General features: G+C 54.3%; 18 protein-coding genes and 1 pseudogene. 9 read left to right on the plus strand and 10 right to left on the minus strand.

The annotated features are described in order from the left end of the window. Positions 1-38: 38 nt before the first annotated feature. Positions 39-1,235: a DUF1501 domain-containing protein gene (locus tag RGW60_RS08785; RefSeq protein ID WP_322203839.1), complete on the plus strand. Its 1,197-nt coding sequence runs from the start codon at positions 39-41 to the stop codon at positions 1,233-1,235. Between the two features lie 72 nt (positions 1,236-1,307). On the opposite strand, the gene RGW60_RS08790 is transcribed toward RGW60_RS08785, so the two are convergent. Further along, positions 1,308-1,541, minus strand: coding sequence for a hypothetical protein (locus RGW60_RS08790; protein WP_322203841.1), 234 nt, complete (start codon positions 1,539-1,541; stop codon positions 1,308-1,310). 169 nt (positions 1,542-1,710) lie between these two features. After that, complete coding sequence (locus RGW60_RS08795) at positions 1,711-4,074, minus strand: DNA polymerase II (RefSeq protein ID WP_322203843.1); 2,364 nt, start codon at positions 4,072-4,074, stop codon at positions 1,711-1,713. A gap of 146 nt (positions 4,075-4,220) precedes the next feature. On the opposite strand from RGW60_RS08795, the gene RGW60_RS08800 reads away from it, so the two are divergent. After that, positions 4,221-4,592: a cupin domain-containing protein gene (locus RGW60_RS08800; protein WP_322203845.1), complete on the plus strand. Its 372-nt coding sequence runs from the start codon at positions 4,221-4,223 to the stop codon at positions 4,590-4,592. A gap of 22 nt (positions 4,593-4,614) precedes the next feature. After that, a complete protein-coding gene (locus tag RGW60_RS08805; protein ID WP_322203847.1) occupies positions 4,615-5,205 on the plus strand; it encodes a GNAT family protein in 591 nt (196 codons plus the stop codon). Between the two features lie 188 nt (positions 5,206-5,393). Here the strand turns inward: RGW60_RS08805 and RGW60_RS08810 are convergent. Beyond that, positions 5,394-5,516 (minus strand): annotated as a pseudogene (locus RGW60_RS08810) (2-hydroxyacid dehydrogenase); the annotation flags it as partial. A gap of 96 nt (positions 5,517-5,612) precedes the next feature. Here RGW60_RS08810 and RGW60_RS08815 point away from each other — a divergent pair. Beyond that, positions 5,613-6,242, plus strand: a complete 630-nt coding sequence (locus RGW60_RS08815; RefSeq protein ID WP_322203849.1) for a glutathione S-transferase — start codon at positions 5,613-5,615, stop codon at positions 6,240-6,242. A 105-nt stretch (positions 6,243-6,347) separates the two neighbouring features. Beyond that, positions 6,348-7,502, plus strand: coding sequence for a murein transglycosylase A (locus RGW60_RS08820; RefSeq protein WP_322203851.1), 1,155 nt, complete (start codon positions 6,348-6,350; stop codon positions 7,500-7,502). Between the two features lie 195 nt (positions 7,503-7,697). Here the strand turns inward: RGW60_RS08820 and RGW60_RS08825 are convergent, their stop codons facing one another. From RGW60_RS08825 to RGW60_RS08855, 7 genes are all read right to left on the minus strand, one after another. Continuing rightward, positions 7,698-8,549, minus strand: coding sequence for an oxidoreductase (locus RGW60_RS08825; RefSeq protein ID WP_322203853.1), 852 nt, complete (start codon positions 8,547-8,549; stop codon positions 7,698-7,700). A 135-nt stretch (positions 8,550-8,684) separates the two neighbouring features. Continuing rightward, positions 8,685-9,377, minus strand: coding sequence for a class I SAM-dependent methyltransferase (locus tag RGW60_RS08830; RefSeq protein WP_322203855.1), 693 nt, complete (start codon positions 9,375-9,377; stop codon positions 8,685-8,687). Positions 9,378-9,510: 133 nt separating this feature from the next. Next, a complete protein-coding gene (locus RGW60_RS08835; protein ID WP_322203857.1) occupies positions 9,511-10,185 on the minus strand; it encodes a response regulator transcription factor in 675 nt (224 codons plus the stop codon). Between the two features lie 126 nt (positions 10,186-10,311). Then, positions 10,312-13,407 (minus strand): efflux RND transporter permease subunit, encoded by a 3,096-nt coding sequence (locus RGW60_RS08840; protein ID WP_322203859.1) that lies wholly within the window; start codon positions 13,405-13,407, stop codon positions 10,312-10,314. Further along, positions 13,404-14,591: an efflux RND transporter periplasmic adaptor subunit gene (locus RGW60_RS08845; RefSeq protein ID WP_322203861.1), complete on the minus strand. Its 1,188-nt coding sequence runs from the start codon at positions 14,589-14,591 to the stop codon at positions 13,404-13,406. Before RGW60_RS08845 ends, RGW60_RS08840 begins: the two co-directional genes overlap by 4 nt. After that, a complete protein-coding gene (locus RGW60_RS08850; RefSeq protein ID WP_322203863.1) occupies positions 14,588-16,039 on the minus strand; it encodes an efflux transporter outer membrane subunit in 1,452 nt (483 codons plus the stop codon). Before RGW60_RS08850 ends, RGW60_RS08845 begins: the two co-directional genes overlap by 4 nt. Before the next feature lie 317 nt (positions 16,040-16,356). Further along, the gene (locus RGW60_RS08855; protein WP_322203865.1) at positions 16,357-17,040 is read right to left on the minus strand and encodes a response regulator transcription factor; all 684 of its coding nucleotides are present in this window, start codon (positions 17,038-17,040) and stop codon (positions 16,357-16,359) included. 141 nt (positions 17,041-17,181) lie between these two features. On the opposite strand from RGW60_RS08855, the gene RGW60_RS08860 reads away from it, so the two are divergent. The 4 genes from RGW60_RS08860 (at position 17,182) to RGW60_RS08875 (ending at position 22,432) form a co-directional block, all read left to right on the plus strand. Next, positions 17,182-17,874: a response regulator transcription factor gene (locus RGW60_RS08860; RefSeq protein WP_322203867.1), complete on the plus strand. Its 693-nt coding sequence runs from the start codon at positions 17,182-17,184 to the stop codon at positions 17,872-17,874. Further along, positions 17,852-19,213: a sensor histidine kinase gene (locus tag RGW60_RS08865; RefSeq protein ID WP_322203869.1), complete on the plus strand. Its 1,362-nt coding sequence runs from the start codon at positions 17,852-17,854 to the stop codon at positions 19,211-19,213. The genes RGW60_RS08860 and RGW60_RS08865 overlap by 23 nt, the downstream gene beginning before the upstream one ends. Before the next feature lie 360 nt (positions 19,214-19,573). Next, positions 19,574-21,505 carry an LTA synthase family protein gene (locus tag RGW60_RS08870; RefSeq protein WP_322203871.1) on the plus strand — a complete coding sequence of 644 codons (1,932 nt, stop codon included), beginning with the start codon at positions 19,574-19,576 and terminating at the stop codon, positions 21,503-21,505. A gap of 417 nt (positions 21,506-21,922) precedes the next feature. Beyond that, positions 21,923-22,432 (plus strand): histidine phosphatase family protein, encoded by a 510-nt coding sequence (locus tag RGW60_RS08875; protein WP_322203873.1) that lies wholly within the window; start codon positions 21,923-21,925, stop codon positions 22,430-22,432. The last annotated feature ends 1 nt before the right edge of the window (position 22,433 follow it).

Raw genomic sequence — 22,433 nt, forward strand, 5'->3', positions numbered from 1 at the left:
GAAATTCCACCACGACCCATTGCGTCAGGAGGTGCCTAATGAACCGTCGAGAATTCCTGATTGCGACTGCCGCAGCTGCGGCGTTGCCGAGCTTGTCGTTTTCCGGAAAATTATTTGCCGCGCCGCCTTCCGCGCCCCGGTTTCTGTTTGTGTTTCTACGTGGCGGCTATGATTGCAATAACCTGCTAGTGCCGTACAACAGCGATTTCTATTACGAATCGCGGCCAACACTGGCCATTGCCCGACCTGACACAGGCAACCTCGACAGCGCCATCGCCCTCGACTCTAATTGGGGTCTAAACCCAGTGTTGCGCGACTCGATCTACCCGCTATGGCAACGTAAACAAGTCGCCTTTGTCCCGTTTGCAGGCACCGACGACCTATCGCGCAGCCACTTCGAGACCCAAGACAACATCGAATCGGGTGAGCCGAGCCAGCAGCGCAACGGTTACGGCTCGGGCTTTCTCGCCCGACTGGCGCAGGCCGCTCCCGGCAGTGCACCGATTGCATTCACTGACGCATTGCCCCTGAGTTTTCAAGGCGGTAAAGACATCCCGAATCTGTCGTTGCGAGGTGTTTCGAAACCGGCTTTCGATGATCGACAATCCTCGATCCTCGCCAGTATGTACAAAGGCACCCCACTCGCCGCATCGGCGTCTGACGGCCTTGAGCTACGCCAGCACGTGTCAAAAGACCTTGAGGAAGAGATGATGCGGGCCAATCGCGGCGCAGCCACGGCGAAAAATTTCGCCGCCGAAACTCAACGTATTGCCACCTTGATGCGCGACCAATACCGGTTGGGTTTCGTCGATGTCGGTGGTTGGGATACCCACGTTAATCAAGGTAGCACCACGGGCAATCTCGCCAACAACTTGGCCAACCTCGGCCAAGGTTTGGTGGCGTATGCCCAAGCACTGGGTGACGAGTGGAACAACACTACGGTAGTTGTGGTGTCCGAGTTCGGTCGTACGTTTCGCGAAAACGGCAACCGCGGAACCGATCACGGTCATGGCACGGTGTATTGGGTGCTTGGCGGTAGCGTTCGCGGCGGGCGAATCGTTGGTGAGCAAGTAGCGGTGAATCAAAAAACATTGCTGCAAAACCGTGACTATCCGGTGCTCAACAATTACCGCGATTTGCTCGGGGGGTTATTGGGGCGCACTTGGGGTTTATCTAATTCGCAGCTTCAAGCCGTGTTCCCAGGCGCACGACCCAATGCGCTGCAATTGGTCTGACGATGTGTATGTCCGCCAACCCCCAGACCGCAAAAAGCCCGGATCAACCGGGCTTTTTTAGCGTTGAGTCGATCAATAACGCTGATACTGAGAACCGAATTCTTTACGATTTTCTGCAACGATAACGTTGCTGTGCAGGTCGCTGCTCAGACGATCAAAGGTCTTGCCCGAGTTGTCAGCGACGCGAGCCTGTGTCGCTTCAGCAACTGCCGGCTTGGCAACTGAGGTGGTGGTCTGAGGGCTGGCGAAAGCTGAGGTTGCGGCCAGAACCGAAAGGGCAAAGCCGAAAGCAAGGGTACGTTTCATGGTTAAGCTCCAGTAGGTAGTTCAAAGGAAGGTGGGTTCGAGTTGATGGCGCTAAGTTACTGCCAGCACCCTGAAATGAAAAACCACCCGCATAGATACCTACTATCGACGGCGATGATCTGATACTAAAGTCTGAGCAAACGTTTACCGACTAAAGCACCTGCAGCCGTCAAAACAAGCCCATCTGACCACCAATCAACGTGCTGAAGTCGTCATTCACAAACGGCAAGATCGCGTCCGCCACAGGTTGCAGTTGGCGGGTGACGTAGTGGTCGTAGTCGATGGGTGCAGCTTGGGTTTCCAGTGGCTCAGGGCCCGCAGTGGTCATCAGATAGCTGATCCAACCGCCGCTTTGATATTGCCGCGGTCGACCTTGCCGGGCGTTGTATTCGTCGGCGATCCGCGCCGCGCGGACGTGGGGTGGCACGTTACGTTGGTAATCGTCCAGTTTACGCCGCAGCCGCTTACGGTAAATCAACAGGTCATCAAGCTCGCCTTTTAGAGTTTTGCGAACGTAATCGCGAACGTAGTCTTGGTACGGTTGCCGGTTGAAGATTCGCTCATAAAGCTCCTTCTGGAACTGCTGCGCTAATGGCGACCAATCCGTACGGACGGTCTCCAGCCCCTTGTAAACCATCTCGTTGCGACCGTCCGCTCGCGTAACCAAGCCTGCGTAACGTTTCTTACTGCCCTCCTCGGCACCACGAAGGGTCGGCATCAGAAAGCGCCGAAAGTGCGTCTCGAATTGCAGCTCAAGCACGCTCTCCAGTCCAAAAGCCTCCCGCACATGCTTACGCCACCACTGATTCACACGTGCGACCAACGCCCGGCCAATCCGGGCGGCATCTTCCTCGGAGTGGGTGCTACGCAGCCAGACGAAGGTCGAGTCGGTATCGCCATAGATCACGGCATAACCTTCAGCCTCAATCAGCTCGCGAGTCCTGCGCATGATTTCGTGACCGCGCAAGGTGATGGACGACGCCAAACGCGGGTCGAAGAAGCGGCAGCCGCTGGACCCGAGCACGCCATAAAATGCGTTCATGATGATTTTCAGTGCCTGAGACAACGGCGCATTACGCTCACGCTTCGCTATTTCGCGGCCTTCGGACACGCGCGCAATGATCGAAGGTAAACAATGCCGCGTGCGAGAGAAACGTGCGCCACGAAAACCCGGCACCGACTCGGTATCACCGGGGTGGCGCAGGCCTTCAACCAGCCCCACCGGGTCAATCAGGAAGGTGCGGATAATTGACGGGTACAGGCTTTTGTAGTCCAGGACCAATACCGATTCGTAAAGACCCGGTTTCGAGTCCATGACAAATCCCCCAGGGCTGGCTTCAGGTGGGCGCTCACCCAGGTTTGGGGCAACAAATCCTTGGCGGTGCATCAATGGCATATAGAGGTTACTGAAGGCCGCAACTGATCCCCCGCTGCTGTCGACAGGCAAACCCGTCACAGAGGCCCGTTCCAGCAAAAACGTCAGCAACTCGGTTTTGGCGAAGATTCGCGTCACCAGTTCGCAGTCCTTGAGGTTGTAGCGCGCCAACGCCGGCTTGTCCTCGGCAAACATGCGGTTTATTTCGTCCATCTTTTGGTAGGCGTTGTTGATCGCTTTACCCTCACCCAACAAGGTTTGGGCGACGTTTTCCAGGCTGAACGATGGAAAGCTCCAGGTCGCCGAACGCAGCGCTTCAATGCCATCGATGATCAAGCGCCCGGCCGCAGACGCAAAGTAATGATCGTTACGCGTTCCGTGCTCACGCCAACCCATTTCCTCGCCGCCGCGTCCGAGGCGTAACGGCACTTTCAGCCGTTGCGCATGTTCATGCAGCACTCGCAGATCGAATTGCACCAGGTTCCAGCCGATGATTGCGTCAGGGTCGTGTCGGACCAACCACTCGTTGAGTTTTTCCAGCAACTGCGCCCGGGTAGCGCAGTACTCAAACAGAAAATCGACCTCATCATCCACCCCATTGGGTGGCCCGAGCATGTAAACCTGACGCTGGCCACACCCCTCTAGCGCAATGGAATATAGCTCGCCACGGGCGGTGGTTTCGATGTCCAGAGAGACCAGCTTCAGTGACGGTCGATAGTCGGTCGCGGGTTTCATCTGCGCATTGAGCAGCAGGCCCTTAGCGTCTGGCTCTCCACTGAACGCCACGGGTGCAGTGATAAACCGTTCCATCATGTAGCGTTCCGGCGGCCGAACATCCGCCTCGTAAACATCGACCCCGAAAGCGCGTAATTGCTTATCGATATTCATCAACTGCCGGTGCTGCTGGCAATACAAACCGAGCACAGGGCGGTGGCGAAAATCACACAGGCCTAACGGCTTGAATTGGAGGTTAAGTTCGCTGCGCAGTAATGAGGAGGCTCGCTCTTGTTGCTCAGCCGGAATGAACGCCACCGAGGGTTGGTGCGGTAGGCGAAGGTGCCGAGGGCCATCATCGGTAGCCAACCAGAACTCGACTTCGGTACCGGAGGGCGTATCGCGCCAATGCCGGGTCAGAACGAAACCCTGCTGTAAATCCACTGTTGCAACCTCGATCACTTGAATCCACGATGTTTCTCATGCGCTGAGTCATCTGCGTCATAAACGGCCACACTATAAAGATTCGTTACGATTGTGACTGCGTTTTGTTTACTGTGATGCCTTTGCGAACCCATGGAGCGAAACACATGCCGACTATTTCCCACCCAGTGAACATCGCCCAGGCCTTGGCTTCGCTGACCGCGCATTGGTCACCCAAAGTTGTCGGCCGGGTCAACGATCAATACATCAAGGTCGCCAAGCTCAAGGGCGAACTGATGTGGCACGCTCACGACGATGAAGACGAAACATTCATGGTGGTGTACGGCAGCTTGAAAATTCAGCTCCCGGACTCGGAAGTCGTTATCAATCCCGGTGAGTTCTTTACCGTTCCGCGCGGGGTTCGCCACAACCCGGTGGCCGAACAAGAGTGCGGGGTGATGCTGATCGAAACAGTTACCACGCTCCACACCGGCACCGAAATCACTTCACGCAGCGTGCCCATCGACGCGCAACTTTAATCCTGAGGCCCTCCTGCCAACCATGAACGCCCTGCCCCTCGAAACCTTCCTGACCGGGAATACCGTCGAACTTCAACCTTTGCAACTGAGCCACGCCTCGCGATTGCTGGAGGCCGCAGCCGATGGCCAGCTCTGGAACATGACCCTTACCGTAGTGCCCGGACCGGGCACGGTCGAGCAGTATGTTTCGACGGCGCTGGAGGGACGACAGGCTGGCACGGTGATGCCCTTCGCGATCATTCAGCGCGAAACCGGCAGGCTGGTGGGGAGTACACGGTTTTGGAAAATTGACCGCAAGAATCGAAAGCTGGAAATTGGTCACACTTGGTTGAGCGAGTCAGTGCAGCGCTCGGGGATCAATACCGAAGTGAAGCACCTGCTGTTGATGTACGCCTTCGACGTCATGCACTGCGTGCGGGTGCAATTTACCACCGACGAACTAAATGAAAAATCTCGGGCGGCTATCTTGCGCATTGGTGCGACGCAGGAGGGAATCGTCCGTCATGAACGCATCATGCCCGACGGTCGCAAACGCAATTCGGTGCGATTCAGCATCATCGATTCGGAGTGGCCAAATGTGAAAGCATTGCTGGAAGCAAAGATGCGTCGTTAAACATACGAACTGCACTATCGCGCTACTGGCTCATTTAACACCGTTAATTCTTCAGGTCACAGAATTGGAAGTGACTGCAGATCTCAAGCGTTGCGCTGGTGCGGTGCGGCTGGCAGCACCGCATCCAGGCATGCATGCACCGGCAATCCGGCCCTCGATCAGGGCGGCAACCAAGTCAATTTCATTGACCCATTTACCGCCACCATTTCCAGAGCAGGCAAGCGTTCCATCATTGCCTTGGTGATCCCGGTATGGCCGCCGGAAATAACGCCGCGAATATTCGCCGCGTGTTCTTTCAAATAAGCTTCTTTATAGTTTTAGCCCAGTTGCCGCCTAAAACTGAACAACCCCTCCCCCGACGGGTCAGACCCTTCGTGAATGAAACTGCCCTTACACAGGAATTACCCATGATCATCGTCCATCACCTGAACAACTCGCGCTCGCAGCGCATCCTTTGGCTGTTGGAAGAGCTGGCAATTCCTTACGAACTCAAGTGTTACCAACGCGATCCGAAGACCAACTTGGCGCCCCCAGAGCTGAAAGCAATCAACAATCTGGGTAAGTCGCCAGTCATCGAAGACGGTACAAATGTCCTCATCGAGTCTGCTGCGATTATTGATTACTTGATTCGGCGCCACGGCCACGGGCAGCTTCAGCCAGACCCGTCGACAGCGGCGTATGACACATACGTGCAATGGCTGCACTTCGCCGAAGGGTCGGCGATGTTGCCGTTGATGCTTCACCTGTACGTCGCTCGTTTAGGGGGAGCAGGCAAGCCCTTGCACCCACGTATTGATTCGGAAGTGACCAACTACCTGAGCTACATCGACGATGCGTTAAGCCACTCTAACTACCTGCTCGGCGATGAGCTGACCGGCGCCGATGTCCAGTTAAGCTTTATCGGCGACGTGGCCAAGCAATTCGGCAAATTGGGCGCTTACCCACACCTCGCCGCATGGGTAGACCGCACTCAGGCGCGCCCTGCTTATCAAGCCGCGTTGAAGAAAGGCGGCGAATACGTCTTCGCGCGCCGCTGATCAGTCGCAAAGCCGCCGCAAACATGAGTGGCGGCGTTGCGCATTTGACGCGGGTTCCCTGATTCTCCAAGCTGATGCCTTCAAATTTCACCAGGAACACATCGTGTGATTGATTTTTGCTGCCGCTGGCGCCGGTTTTTGTTTTGCGTCGCGCCTCTTTTTGCCCTGCTGGCTGCCTGCGATAATGGCGTCCCGAAAGTCACCCCGCCCGTGGTCACTACCTATGTCAGTGTCAAGTGGGAGGACCTGCCAGCCACCAGCGATGACGACCTGCTCGCGGGCTTCAATGCTTGGTATTCGGCGTGCGCACGGATGGCCAACGATAAAGTCTGGAAAACCACTTGCAGCGCCGCCGCCCAGATTCCACCTAACGCAGCAGCGGTTCGTGAATTCCTTAAGTCAAACCTGCAGGTGTATAGCCTGCGGTCGGCTGACAAAGGTACCAAGGGCTTGATCACCGGTTATTTCGAACCCATTTATAAGGGCAGTCTTGAGCGCACCGATACGACCACGGTGCCGGTATATGGCGTGCCAGATGACCTTGTGGTGGTGGCGCTCGATAGCATTTACCCCGAACTCAAGGGTAAACGGCTGCGTGGACGGCTTGAGGGTCGCACACTTAAGCCGTATGACGACGCCGCAACAATTGACCGTCAGGGAGCAAGCGCGCCGGTCTTGGCATGGCTAAGCAACCCGATGGACTTGCAGTTCCTACAGATCCAAGGTTCCGGCCGCATCCAATTAGACAGTGGCAAACAATTGCGCATAGGTTATGCCGACCAGAATGGTCATCCTTACAAACCCGTAGGACGTTGGCTGGTCGATCATGATCAGCTCAAGAAAGAAGAACTGAGCATGGGCCGCATTCGGGACTGGGCAACGGCCAACCCGGACCAGGTTCCAGAGTTGTTAGCGAGTAATCCAAGCTATGTGTTTTTCGGTATACGGCCCGAGAGCAACGAAGGCCCACGCGGCTCTCTTAACGTGCCTCTGACAGCCGGCTACAGCGTGGCGATTGATCGCAAAGTTATTCCACTGGGCAGCTTGCTTTGGCTCTCGACCACTCGCCCCAACGGCGGCGGCCCTATCGTACGTCCCGTTGCAGCACAGGATACCGGCGGCGCAATTGCCGGCGAAGTCCGCGCGGATTTGTTCACCGGTACCGGTGTGGAAGCAGGCGAACTGGCGGGAAATATGAAACAGGCTGGGCAAATCTGGTTGCTGTGGCCAAAAGACACGGCGATGCCTACGGTTCAATAAGACAGGGCGAGCGCATTGGGACAGCGTTGAACAGGTGCCTCTTCTCGAGTTCAACTCCCAATGCACCAATACCAAAAGGCAAAACCCCATCCTTGTAAGAACAAATCATTCGCGGAGCGTCGTGCCCGACGCACCGCGAAGGATCCTTTGCCAACGCGCTAGCTGCTACTGAGAGCGACTACTACCTGTTTTACTTCAGTGCCCTTCTGGAAAATCAGCGCCCAGTGTGGTGTTTTCCCACGTGTCGAAATCATGACGCAACAATTCGATTTTTTTGCGGGCCAATTCCAGTGCGGCTTTGCCCAGCAGCAAGCGCAGTGGTGGGTTTTTCGAACTGGCAGCGTCGATGATCGCTTGGGCGGCTCGCACCGGATCGCCTGCCTGGCTACCACTGCGTTTAAAGGTCTGGCGGCGGCGTTCTCCGGCGGTGGCGTCATAATCATCAATGACCGTGGCCGATGCCTTGATTGATGGACCGGCCCAGTTGGTGCGAAACGGACCGGGCTCAACGATTAATACATCAATCCCCAACGGTTTGACTTCAATCGCCAGCGATTCGGAAATGCCCTCTACCGCAAATTTGGTGCCGTGGTAATAACCAGTGGCGCCAAAACTGGTGAGGCCGCCGATAGAGGATACGTTGATGATGATCCCACTGCGCTGCTTTCGCATCGTAGGCAACACCGCTTTGATCATGTCCACCAAACCGAAAACGTTGGCCTCGAACATTGCCCGTACGGGCTCGTCCTCGCCCTCTTCAATCGCAGCCAAATAGCCGAAACCGGCATTGTTAACCAGCGCGTCAATGCGGCCAAAGCGTTCGTTCGCTTGGCTCACCGCCTCAATGACCTGCTGTCGATTAGTAACGTCGAGCGCAAGCACCAATGAGGAATCTTCATGGCCTTTGACAATATCAGCAAGCGTCGAGGGATCACGAGCCGTCACCACAGCACGCCAGCCACGCGCCAATACCAACTTCGCCAGTTCGCGACCAAAACCGGTGGAGCAACCCGTAATCAGCCATACGGGCTTATCTTTAGTCATCATAAATTATGGTCCTATAAAATTTCCGTAGCGCTCAAAGGGCGCCGGGTATTAAAAACCTGTATCGGTGGCCGTTAATTGCGTGGACACCCTAAGTAGGCTTGATAGTCAAAACAACCAGAAAGTTCAAAAACAGGCTTACTCTGGTTCCATTTTCTTGCGCAGTACGTAGACCCGCCACATCGCATATAACGGAAGAAAATTCAGGCGATTTTGAATGTCGAAGCCCGCTTGCACGAACTCAGATTCCGCTATCTTTATAGGAATCACGAAGCAGTTTTGATGACCACTTTGTTTTCCCTGCGCCAGTCGTAATTGCTCTTGACGCTTACGCTTCCATGCGCTGAAGTTACCGTCAACCCATAACGAAATGATCACGGTGTCACGAGTGACACGGTTCAATTGTTCAAGTAACGCCGCTCTGTGTCTGGCATCGCCAATGTGATGCAGCAAGTGCATGCAAAAGATACAGTCCACCGAGTTTTCGGGCAGTTCAATATCGAATAACGATATCTGTAATGTACGTATTCGCTTTACCACCGCCAACGGTTGTGAATCGCAGGCCGTTTGCAATATTACTGCCGAACTATCCGCCGCAATAATCACGCGGTTGGCTTTCTCTGCGAGTAACCGCCAGGATCTGCCTAAACCACATGGGAGGTCTAGAACGGTAGTCGGCTCACCCGCTAGCACAAGGGCTTTACGGGCAAGCTGCTCGTCTCGCCAGTGCGACAATCGCCGTACGGCGTCGCCCTGACATCTGCGAAAATAATGCTGCGCATTGGCTTCGCCGTACTTTTGGAGAACGTTGAGCTTTACCGGATTAGTCATGATTCTTCTCCGCTAGTCATTGATAAAAACCGTAACTAACGGAGCGTCACAAAGGAGTTAATCCAGTGTGAAAATTTCATAGAATGACAATCAATTATTTCAAAACGTTACATGAACCTGAAAAACAATACAACTAGGCTGAGGTGTGAATTCTGTAACCGACCCCGTGATAGTTATGCAGCAACGGAATATCGAACCCTTTATCGACAACTTTACGCAGCAAGTAGATATTGCTTCTTAAACTGTCACTGTCCGGCAGATCGCTCCCCCAGACTGCCTCTTCAAGCTCCTGCCGGCGAACGATAGCCGGACTTTTTAGCATCAGAACTGCTAATAATGTGAGGTTTATCGGATTTAACTTTAACGGTCGCCCGGCACGGGTAACCTCAAGCGCGTCCAAATCGTAGATCAAATCATGGATTTGGATAACGCGCTTCTGCACGCCCTTTTTGCGCCGCGCAATGGCTTCAATACGTGCCAACAACTCTGACAATGCAAACGGTTTGACGATGTAATCATCAGCTCCGGACTTGAACCCCTTAAGGCGGTCAGGCAAATCATCTCGGGCAGTCAGCATCAAAATTGGCGTGTCCAATCGCGCATGCTCCCGAAGATTCCTACACAGCTGATTCCCATCCATCCCGGGCAACATGACGTCGAGAATAATCGCGTCAAACGTCTCCGTTGCCGCAAGGTGCAAGCCGGTCAAACCGTCCGCCGCCCCTACTACTTCACAGCCTTTGAGCACCATGTACTCAGAGATACTATCTAAAATATCTTTATGGTCTTCGACAACAAGAATTCGCATGGTTTTTCCTACACTGCTCGTTATACAAGCCACCTTGACGCTTAGTGTTCAGGGTGGCTAATGAAAATAACGTCAAAACTCTTCTTATTTTAGTAATAGGACCGTTGCAAGAGTCGACCACCCCTCCTAAATCAAGCGCTTATCAAGCAGTAGCGGTCCGGTAACGGCAGCACGACGGCGGCGAAAACGATCAAACCAAAGATAAACAACTGGCGTGGTATATAGCGTCAGTACTTGGGATACCAGCAAACCACCCACGATGGCGATGCCCAACGGTTGGCGTAATTCCGAACCAGCTCCGTGTCCGAATGCCAGCGGCACCGCGCCCAGCAACGCCGCCAACGAAGTCATGAGGATCGGCCGCAATCGTAACAAGCACCCTTCGCGCACTGCGTCGGCCGCAGACATCCCTTGTTTTTCGGCTGCCAACGTGAAGTCGACAATCATGATGGCGTTCTTTTTCACGATGCCGATTAACAAAATGATCCCAATCATGCCCAGCACCGATAAGTCTTGACCACAAATGATGAGCGCCAGGAGCGCTCCAAATCCGGCCGATGGCAAGGTGGAGATAATCGTTAGCGGGTGGATGGCGCTTTCATACAGCACTCCCAACACGATGTAGACGGTCAGGATCGCTGCGAGAATCAGCCAGGGTTGGGACTTCAGGGAATCCTGAAAAGCTTGGGCCGTGCCTTGGAAACCGCCGCGAACATTGTCCGGCAAAGCCACTGCTAACGACGCCTGCTGGATAGCATTGACGGCCTCGCTCAATGCATGTCCTGGTGCTAGGTCAAACGACAGGGTGATGGCCGGAAAGATGCCTTGGTGGTTGATAATAATCGGGACCAACTCACTTTTGAGGTCAGCTAACAAATTCAACGGCACCAATGCGCCACTGTTCGACCGCACGTACAAGTGGCCAAGCGTTTCCAGCGACAATTGCCACTTCGGATCGAGTTCCAGGATGACGTGATTTTGGTCCAGCGCAGTGAACATGGTCGCGATCTGGCGCTGACCGAATGCGTCATACAACACGTCATCAATGGCTTGAACTGTGACGCCCATCCGCGAGGCGGTGGCGCGATCGATGACCAATGTCGCTTGGGTAGTGGCGCGTTGCTGATCAGACGTTACGTGTTGCAACTGCGGCAGGGTCTTGAGTTTGGCCAACAATACGCCGCTCCAGTGATCCAGCTCTTGGCTGTCCGGGTCTTGAAGTGTGTATTGATATTGGGTCTTGCTGGCCCTGCCACCAATCTGGATGTCTTGGTTAGCCTGCATGAACATCTTGATGCCGGGAATCTTGTCCAGTTGTGGCTGTAAACGTGCAATGACTTGTTGCGCCGAAGCGGTACGCTGGGCAAATGGCTTGAGGTTGATCATCACTTTACCCTGACTGATAGTCGGGTTAGGCCCTATCCAGAAATAGACCTTTGCCACCGCCGGATCAGCACCCACGATATTCGACAGCAGCGCTACCTGATCACGCATGGCTTTGGGTGATATATCCGGCGCCGCCTCCGCAATGCCCTGAATCAGGCCATTGTCCTGTTGCGGAAAAAAGCCCTTGGGTATGTAAACATAAAGCGCTGCAGTGGCCAGAAATGTCGCCATCGCTACGGCCAGAGTGAGCCGTTGGTGAGCTAATACCCAATCCAGGCTGCGGCTGTAGCTGTCATGAACGCGGTTAAACGCGCTTTCACAAATCCGCGAAAAACGCCCTGGCTCAGGCTCTTCCTCTTCGCGTTTAAGCAGCCATGCACAGAGCATCGGTGTGACCGTCAGAGAGACAATGCATGACATTAAAATGGCAACGCTGACCGTCACCGCAAACTCGCGCATCAGCCGGCCGACAATGCCGCCCATCAACAGAATCGGTAGGAACACGGCAATCAGCGAGATGGTCATTGAAATAATTGTAAAACCTACTTCTTGTAGTCCTTCCACTGCCGCCTGTATTTTCGTTTTGCCCATTTCCAGATGACGAACGATGTTTTCCATCACCACGATGGCATCATCGACCACAAACCCGACTGCAATCGCCAAGCCCATGATCGAGAGGTTATCGAGGCTATAACCCAGCAGATACATAACGGCAAATGTTGCTACCAGCGACAACGGAATAGTCAGCGTCGGTATCAACGTCGCTGTTGCCTTGCGCAGAAATACAAAAATAACTACCACCACCAAGGCGATCGATAGCAACAGCGTAAATTGCACGTCGTTAACCGAGGCCTCGATGGTTTGCGTGCGGTCACCCACCACCTGAACATGGACGTCTTTTGGCAACTGCGCGGTTAAAACCGGCAGCTTTGCTTTGATGGATGCGATGGTTGACAAGACGTTGAAGCCAGGCTGCTTGTGAATGTCGACGATGATGCCGGGTTCGCCCTCAATGGCCGCAGCTTGTTGAGTGTCTTCTGCACCATCAATGACGCTCCCCAAATCGCCCAGCTTGATCGGCACTCCGTTTTTATAAGCGACCACTTGTTCGCGATAGCCTTTGGGATCTAGCAACTGATCGGTTGCGCCTAAGGTGATCGAGCGATATTCGCCATCCAGGCTTCCCTTAGGCTGATCCAGGGTGCTGACCCCTATGATGCTGCGCACGTCTTCAAGTGTCAGACCGCGAGCAGCCAGTGCATCAGGATCGATTTGCACCCGTACTGCAGGTTTTTGTTCGCCATGGAAATCGATCAAGCCGACTCCGGGCATTTGCGACAACTGCTGCGCCAAGTAGTTATCAGCGTAAAGATCCAACTGGTGCAAGGTTTTGGTCGGTGACGTCAGGGCCAATGACAAAACCGTAAATTCAGCAGGATTGACCTTGTTGAAGGTCGGGGCGCTGGTCATGGTTTTCGGCAAGTTAGGGGTAGCGGTGTTGATTGCCGTTTGAACATCTAAAGCAGCACCGTCGATGTCACGGCTCAAATCGAACTGCAACACGATCTGGGTTTTGCCGGCAGCACTGGTCGAGGTCATTGAAGTAACCTGCGGCACTGCTGAGAACGCTCGTTCCAAGGGCGTCGCCACCGAGGTCGCCATGGTGTCCGCGCTGGCGCCGGACAACTTGGCCGTAACTTGAATGGTCGGAAAATCCACCGTCGGTAGCGGTGCAACCGGCAGTTGGAAGTAAGCAAAACCACCGAGCAGCATGATCCCGATAGCCAGAAGGCACAGGCCCACGCGGCGCTTGATCAAACCGGCTAAGGCGTTCATCGACTGACCTCTGCATTGGCCGGAGGTTGAGCGGTCACCACATCAGTCTTTACCACTGAGACTTTCACCCCTGCGGCAATTCTTGACTGACCTTGGACCACCACGGTTTCTCCCGGCGCCAGGCCTTTACGAATCCATTGCTGGCCATTAACTACCGAAGAAGCATCCACCAAGCGTGGTTCTACACGCTGATCGGAATTGACCACGTATACGAATGAACCTTTTTGCCCTTGTTGCACCGCATTGACGGACACAACCGTGGCATCGCGCTGAGTGTGGAGCAAGACTCTGGCGCTCACCAATTGACCCGGCCACAGTTGCGAGGTGTCGTTGTTGAACTGGGCTTTGAGCTGGATTTGGCCGCTGCCGGCAGCGACCTGACTGTCGATAAAGCTGAGCTGGCCGGTTGCAATTTCCTGCTTGCCGTCGCGACTCATTGCAACTACCTGCAGCGGATGACGGGTGTTCTCTTCGAGAATTTCAGCCAAGGCATCCTGGCTGACTGAGAACGCCACGGAAATGGGGTTCATCTGGGTGATGGTGACCAATCCAGTCGCGTCAGCGCCATGGGCGATGGAGCCTACGTCAAGCAAACGCTGGCCGGTGCGGCCGGTCAGCGGTGCGGTAATTTGGGTGAAACTCAACTGTAACTTAGCGTTGTCCAATGCAGCCTGATCGGCCTGAACCGTGGCTTGTTGCGCCGCCAGCTCGGCGCGAAACGTATCAACATCTTGAGTCGGCCCCGCCTTCGCCGCTGCCAGCTTACTGGCCCGGTCCAGATTGACGCGCAGATTGGCAACTTGTGCCTGGTCTTTGGCGACCAACGCTTGGGCTTGCGCCACCTGAGCCTGATAAACCCGTGGGTCAATCTGCGCCAACTGCGCGCCGGATTTCACTATCTGGCCTTCGTTGAAAAATACTTTTTGCAACTCTCCATCGACCCGGACCCGTACGTTGACGGTGTTGAGAGCCTGAACGTTACCAATGGCATCAAGCCAGATCGGTAAGTCTTGCTGCTGCACCTGTTGCTGGGTCACCGGAACCACCGCATCAGCGGGCACGCTTGGGATAGTCTGGACCCTGCCTGGCCAGAACTGGCGAACCAAGACCGCGATGATCACCGCAACGATCAGTGCAATAAGTCGAAATCGACGACGAGAGGAAACAGGTTGCACCGAAGTCATGGACGGGAGGCCTGAAGAGAGGAAAAGGAAGTGGATGGCGTGACGTCGCTAGCAACGCTGGCGGGGCTGAAATCACCGCCCAGAGCCCTAAACAAGCCTACAGCGGCTTGCAAGTGTTGCAGCCTTACTTGCAGCAAAGTGTCTTCAGCTTGGTATTGGGTGCGTTCGACGATCAGCAATGTTTGGAAGTCAGTCGATCCCAGGCGATAGCGAACTTGCGCCAATCTCGCCGCTTCTCGGGCGGAAGTGACGGCCGCCACATTTAACGTATAACTCTGGTCGAGCTGATGTGCCGCGCTCAGTTGAGTCTGTACGTCCTGCAAGGCCTCAATCACCGATTCGCGATAGCTGGAGGTCAACTCCTGAACATGAGCCTGATCCAAATGCAATTGTCCCTTGAGCTGTCCTCCGGCAAACACCGGCTGACCCAAGGTGCCGAGCATGCTCCAGATGTTGCTGCCGCTGAGGGTGTCGATACCGCCTTGAAGATCGAGTGAAAGATTGGGTAGAAAGGCTGCTCGTGCGACGCCGACATCAAAGTTGGCGGATCTCAAACGCGCTTCGGCCGCTTGAATGTCGGGGCGTTGACGCAACAGGCCGACCGGCAGGCCAGCGCGGGGGTTAGGTACGGCCAAATTGTTAAGACCCACTTGAGTGACCTTGAAACCCTGTGGCGGTACCCCAACCAAAACTGCGAGCTGATACAGCGCCATGTCACGTTGCTGCCGCAGTGGTGGGACTGCAGCTTGAAACGTCTGGAGCGCATTACGTTGCTGTTCGACTTCCAGGTTCGAAACGGCGCCTTGGGCCGCTTGAACGTTCACCAGATCCAGCACCTGTTGCGCGTCACCGGCAATCGACTGGGCCAAGCGCAGCCGATCGTCTAGGGACAACACTTGGAAATACGTATTGGCAATATTCGCTCCGAGAGTCATGCGTAACGTTTGAGCATCGAAAGCACTGGCATGGGCTAACGCGGTCGAGGAATCTGCGGCGGCCCGTTGTTTACCCCAGAAATCGACCTCATAGGTCGCATCAGCAAACGCGCTGCGCTTTTGCGTGGTGCCGTAGTTATTCTGGCGCTGAAAGTTGCCGCCCAAGGACAGCAGTGGGTATTTCGCGGCGCCCGTAACTTGAGCTAAGGCTTGCGCTTCGTCGATCCGACTGACCGCCGCCTTAAGCGTGTAATTGTCCGTTAACCCTTTAGCGACAAGGCCATTGAGTTCGTCACTGTGAAACTCTTCCCACCAGGGACCACCCGGCGTCGAGGCGCCAGTCAAACCTTGTACAGCATCCCAAGCGGGTGCAATCGGCACCTGGGGCTGATGATACGAAGGCACCAACGAACAACCACCGAGCAATAATCCTGCGGTGAACGCCAGTGACCTTGGGACTCGCCCTGACGCTAAACGCGTTACAACTCTCGACGGCATAGATGCACCTGACATGTGCTGATCATTCCCAATTTCTTAGTGGGACATCCCACCAACGAATGAAGGATAACCAGCCGCGACTGTCACTGCAGTCCTCGGAACCTAAACATTTATTTAATAAGCCAAGGGCCTAAGTACGGACCTCACAGGCCACAACACTGGAGACTTCGGATGGCCATAAAGGGTCTCGCGCTCGCCCAGACAGGTTTTTAATTCTTCAATCCCACGCTTTTTGTAAAACGCATGCAGCGGGGCATGGCAGAAGAAGCCGACACTCCCAAAGCCGCTGAAAGGGAATATCACCCGTTCAGGTTGCCTCTAAAAAGACTTGATCACTCGTCACACGATTCAAATAGATACCCCGCCCCCGCTACCGTTCGGATCAGAGAGCGGTCGAACCCCTCATCCAGCTTGCGACGCAGGCGATAAATATGTTTATCGATAACATTGTCATTAGGGTCAAACGCGTAATCCCACGCGCTCTCCAATAGCATGTCGCGTGTCACCACTTGGTCGGCATGGCGCATGAGTTTGGCCAAGATCAGCGACTCCCGATATTGCAAAACGATCACCCGACCCTGCCGCGTTACCGAACGCGTGGCGCAGTCAAGCTGCACCTCCCCAACGGATACGATTTGCGAGCTTGGAGCAGGTCTATCAGCGGTGCGGAGCAACGCATCAAGGCGCGCCAATACCTCAACGAAGGCATAAGGTTTGGTCACGTAATCATCGCACCCAGCCTGCAAACCCTCGACACGGTGTTGCGTCGAACCTTGCGCACTAAGCATCAGGATTGGTGTACGCAGGCCCCTATCTCGTAACGTGCGAACTAGTACCAGACCGTCCACGCCCGGCAAACGCCGATCAACGATCAAAGCGTCATAAATACCTTCCAGGGCCATGGCCAAGCCGCTGACGCCTTCGTCGGCAGCATCGGCAACATGCCCGCTCTCATTCAAGCCACGCACCAGGTAAGCCGCAGTGCGAGCGTCGTCTTCAATTACCAGTATCCGCACAATGACCTCAATGGAACCGCAGCTAAACTTTTGTTCATGTTGACGCGACCTTCCCGTTCATCGCGCATTGGCACACTATGCCACCACTGAGGAAAACTGTACCCAATCCTCACCGCCCATCTATCGAGGACGGCATCGCCCATGACCCACGTACTCATCGTCGAGGACGACGCACCTACTGCCAACGAAATCAAGGCCGCGCTGCAAGACCATGGGTTCGAAGCGACCTGCGTTGAAAATGGTCGTGACGGGCTGATGAATGCGTTCAGTGGCGATTTCGACATCATTGTGCTGGACCGAATGCTGCCCGGAGCAGTGGATGGATTGGGTGTGCTAACCGCTTTACGCGCCGCAGGTATTGCCACGCCGGTGTTGATTTTGAGCGCGTTGAATGCGCTGGATGAGCGCGTCCGCGGGTTACGGGCGGGCGGCGATGATTACCTGACCAAGCCCTTCGAGTTTATCGAGCTGACCGCGCGCTTGGATGCTCTGATCCGTCGTCGGGTCTCGCCGCCAGGCCAAGAGCGCGAAAGTCGGTTGAAGGTCGGTCAACTTGACGTCGATCTGTTGGCCCGTACGGTACGGCGGGGCGAGAGAACTATCGACTTGTTACCTCGCGAGTACGCCCTGCTTGAATACCTGATGCGCCATGCTGGGCAAGTCATCACCCGCACCATGCTGTTTGAGGCGGTTTGGAATTACAGTTATGACGAGCGAACCAATGTCATTGAAGTGCATATCGGTCGATTACGTCGAAAGGTCGATGGCGAAGGCGACGATCCAATGATTCATACCGTACGTGGAGCTGGCTATGTTCTCCGTTCACCTGAGTGAAATTCCACGCACTATCAGCTTTCGCACTGGCCTGATGTTTCTGGGTTTGTTCGGCTTTTCGTTTCTGGCGCTATTTGGCTACATCTACTGGCAAACTGCGGTCTACCTCAAGGCCGAGGCGGACACCGCCCTAATACGCCAAGTTGATAATCGAAGCCGACAGACGCCTGAGTTGCGTGAGCAGGAAATCCGCAAACACGACCTTCAAGACGTTAACGCACGCCTCCCCCACTCGTTGTTCGATGGACAAGGCAATCTCATTGCAGGCGCCATAGAAACACTGCCCGCGTTCAAAGCGTACGACCAACCTGACGAGTTTCTCTGGGAAAAACCTAACGGCAGTAAACGCCCCATTCGCTTCATGGTTCATAAACTTGAAGACGGTAAGACGCTTCTGGTCGCCCAGGACATGCACGACATTCATGAATTTGACGAACTACTGGTCAATGCACTGGTATCCGGTGGATGCCTGTTGCTGGTCGTGGGCCTGATCGGATCGATTGGGTTGGGGTACATGGCTCGTCGCAGGCTTGACACCCTCAGCTCCTCGATTAAACAAATCGTAGAAGGTGACCTTAGCCGACGCTTGCCGACCCGGGGCAACCGCGATGACATCGATCGCTTGGCCAATGTGGTCAACGGCATGCTAGATGAGCTAGAACGACTGATGAGCGAAGTCAAGGGTGTCTGTGACGACATTGCTCATGACCTGCGCACGCCATTGACACGGTTGATTGCCGGACTGGAAAGGGCCCAACGACGTGGCCTATTGGAAGAGGATTACGCATTGACCGTGGACTCGGCGCTTAATGAGGCCCGCGGGTTGCTGCTCACCTTTCGTGCGCTGCTAAGGATCTCCGAAATCGAAGACAGTGCACGCCGCAGTAGTTTCGCCAAGGTCGATCTAAACCGCATCGGTGCTGACGCCGCCGAGTTCTTCGAGCCACTGGCCGAAGAGCGAGGTATGACCCTAACGTTCGAACCCGCACCAACGCCTGCAACTCTAGCGGGCGATGCGCAACTGCTATTCGATGCGGCGTGTAATTTGTTGGATAACGCCATTAAGTTTTCACCCGACAACAGCCGTATTCGGGTCACCGTGGGAAGTGCTGTTGGCGGCCCGTGCTTGATCGTCAGCGACAACGGTCCCGGCATTCCAGAAATCGAACGAGAAGCTGTATTCAGGCGGTTGTACCGTTCTGAATCCAGTCGGCATACGCCGGGCAACGGCCTGGGGCTAAGCATGGTCGCGGCGGTGGCTCGTTTGCACGATATGACGCTTGAGGTGTCTGATGCCAAACCGGGGTGTCAGATTATCTTGAGAGGTGCCAAGCGTTAGACGCTTTCACTTTCGCCCAGGTGTTTTTTCAAACGGCCTCACATTTTTTTGACAAAGACTAGAGGATGATTGCGCACGCGATGAATCGCGTTGTCCGCTCGCCTGCATTAATCGTGATTTAAAGGCTCTAATCCGGGCCTCTCGCAACAACTAATCGGTTCAAACGGATACCGATTAGCGATGGACGTTAGTACGAAATCGTTAACGGCTGATTCTTATCCCATACGCGCGAGTCTTTTAATGTCATCGAATTGCACCATGCTCACGCCGCAACAATAAAAAGCATACCCTCCTTCGAATTAGTTATTCGAGACACCCTTGGCGTTGCACAACGTCAACGCCATGCGTAAGGAAACAACAATGCGTGCTTCTCACACCGCACCCCTCCGCTATTTATTCTTATTGACCGCTACCTGGTTCGTGATTTTTTTAATTACTCGCGGCGTGCTCTTGGCCACGCATTTACACGAGGCTGGCAACGGATTCGTGTCTATCTTCGGGATCGGCGCTATTTATGACATAGCGTTCCTTGTGTACGCAGCATTGCCCTTGGCTTTTTATGCGCTTTTCTGCCCTCCGGCTCTGTGGCGCACCCGCGGACACCGTTGGTTTTTGCACGGCGTCATGACCGTCAGCATTTTCGTCATGCTATTTGTTTCAGTGGCCGAATGGTTATTTTGGGATGAGTTCGGCGTTCGCTTCAACTTTATTGCCGTGGATTATTTGGTTTATTCCAAAGAAGTTCTGAACAACATTCTTGAGTCTTACCCCATTGGTGCATTGCTCGGCATTCTTGCTGTCGCTGCTATTGGCCTAAGTACTTTGTTGTACAAACCGGTCAAAGCTGCCGTGAGTGCGCCCTTGCCTAAAGCACGGCAACGGCTGATCAGCTTTGCGGTGCTTCTGGTGCTCGCCGGGCTGAATATGCAGTTCATCGATCAAGAAAGCCCACGCGGCGAAGGCGGCAATGCTTACCAACATGAATTGGGTACCAACGGACCGTTTCAGTTCTTCGCGGCGTTCCGGAATAACGAACTCGATTACAAACAGTTTTTTGCAAGCCTGTCTAACGAAGAAGTCGCTCATCAATTGCGCGCTGAATTGGCTGAGCCCAATGCCACGTTCATTGGCAAAGACCCGCAGGATATTCGCCGCAACATTGCCAACCCCGGCACGCCTCGAACGCCAAACATTATTCTGGTCACCATCGAAAGCCTTAGCGCCAAGTACATGGGCAGCAACGGCGACCCGCATAACTTAACGCCCAATCTCGACGAATTACGAAAGCACAGCCTCTACTTCAATAATTTCTACGCCACCGGGACGCGTACGGATCGCGGGCTGGAAGCCATTACCCTGTCCATTCCACCGACGCCAGGCCGTTCTATCGTCAAGCGTATCGGTCGTGAGAGCGGCTACGGCAGCTTGGGCCAACAACTTAACGCGGTAGGTTACGACAGCGTATTCATGTACGGCGGCCGTGGTTATTTCGACAACATGAACGCGTTTTTCAGCGGCAACGGTTATCGCATTGTTGATCAGAGCAGTATTAAGGAATCAGACATCCACTTTAAAAATGCCTGGGGCATAGCCGACGAAGATCTTTTCCAGCAATCGCTGAACGAGGCGGATGCCGGCTTCGCCAAACACAGGCCATTTTTCCTGCAGTTAATGACGACGTCGAATCACCGCCCTTACACTTATCCTGCGGGTCGGATCGACATTAAATCGGGTGACGGTCGCAACGGTTCGGTGAAATACACCGATTACGCCATTGGCAAATTCCTTGAAGAAGCGCGACAGAAACCTTGGTTCAACAACACTATTTTTGTGTTCGTGGCCGACCATACCGCTGGTAGCGCAGGCCGAGAGGACTTGCCGATCACCAACTATCAAATCCCGCTATTTATTTATGCGCCCACGTTGATAAAAGCGCGCGAATCATCGCAACTGGCAAGCCAAATCGACCTGGCGCCAACCCTCCTCGGGCTATTAAATCAGAGTTATCAGTCAACCTTCTTTGGCCGTAACTTATTACAGGACAACCCGCTGCCCCCTCGCGTGCTAGTAGGTAACTATCAGCATCTTGGGCTGTTTGACGGTACTAACCTGGCCATCCTCAGCCCTCAGAAATTGCTTCGCCGTCATGACCAGGCATTGACCGAGAGCCTAGAGTCAAGGGTCAACGATACAGACCCATTGATCATTCGTGCTATCAGCTATTACCAAGGCGCTAGCTATGACTACAAGCAGCGCTTGCTGAACTGGGTACCCCACACCGCCGCACCGTAAAATATAAAACCGTCGCCACTTGTGACTCAGTGGCGTCGGTTTTTTTATGGACAGTAATAAACTTTCGCTGGACGTTAATGACTTGGCCAGCTTCGCTAAATTTTCACATCTTTTTTACCGCGAAACCACGTCGCACACCCTACGATTCTTGCTATAACGAACTGCACACATTTCCCTTGAAAGCCGACTAACAAGCTTTCAGGGTCGCAAAACCTACGCATCGTAAAATCATTCTCTCGGAGCACTAAGCAGATGAAATCATCAGCTGAAGTACCTGCATCGTCATTAACAACGGCGGCCGCAACTAGGCTTAAAAAGATCGTGGTCGGCATAGTTCTCGTACTGTGCATTGCATTAATTGCAGGATTTTTCTGGTGGCCTAAATCTCCAACAGATCTGGGCAAGCACGAAAACATGATGACTTCTGGCGTCTACAGCCATTGGCAACAAGGTGACATTGTTGCTCTCGTGCGACATGCCGAACGCTGTGATCGGTCTGCTAATCCATGCCTGGGCCCAGAAGACGGCATCACTAAAGCAGGCAGCGACACCGCAGCTTTGGTTGGCAAGGCTTTCAACAGACTGGGCATGGCAAATACAGACGTCATGAGCAGCCCCCTTCACCGCACCCAGCAAACCTCATTCGCCATGTTTGGCAAAGCCAGCCCTGATGAAGAATGGCTGGCCAAGTGCGAGCACGCCATGCTCGACGACTTAGTGGCCCACAAGACCGCTCATCGCAACATGGTATTGGTTACCCACAGCGGTTGCATAAGCACACTGGAAAAAGAATTGGGTTTTGCCCACCCTAAGACCAGCGAGTATGCCAGTACGTTATTTGTGTCCATTAGCGCCGACGGCCACCCGAAAGTGCTCGGCTTGATTAACTATCAGGACTGGGAAGCCACTCTGAATAAGAAACCGTAAG

It is taken from the genome of Pseudomonas sp. AB6, assembly GCF_034314105.1.
GTDB lineage: Bacteria > Pseudomonadota > Gammaproteobacteria > Pseudomonadales > Pseudomonadaceae > Aquipseudomonas.